Source organism: Neisseria sp. P0001.S005 (assembly GCF_051963715.1).
Genome location: NZ_JBQCTZ010000877.1, coordinates 1 through 322, shown reverse-complemented (window position 1 = coordinate 322; position 322 = coordinate 1). Strand labels below are relative to the sequence as shown.

1 protein-coding gene is annotated in these 322 nt (G+C 38.5%); it reads right to left on the bottom strand.

Annotated elements, in window-relative coordinates; translation table 11 throughout:
• Positions 1-154: 154 nt before the first annotated feature.
• Positions 155-322, bottom strand: a 168-nt coding sequence (locus ACTHSP_RS23310) for a YfhL family 4Fe-4S dicluster ferredoxin (protein WP_440347003.1), incomplete at its 5' end; no start/stop codon positions are given.

Here is a 322-nt window from a genome sequence, read left to right as displayed (position 1 = left end):
GAAGCTCACGCAACAGATTTACAGTCTGCCCCCTTTGACCGCTCGGGAATCCCTCCAAAAGAGAACGCTAGTTTATTTGCAACTCAGATTTCCGTCAAGATTTTTTTTTATTTATTTCTTCAAAAACATCCAAGCTTTTGCTTTTAAACACTATTTATTTAAACTGAATGATTTTTTCGTACTTCGCCATAAGTTCTTCGTGCGTTTCAGGATGTTCTTCATCGATTAAGATACAGTCGACAGGACATACCTGTTGGCACTGAGGCTCATCGTAATGGCCTACACATTGCGTACACAAATTTGGATTGATTTCGTAAATTTC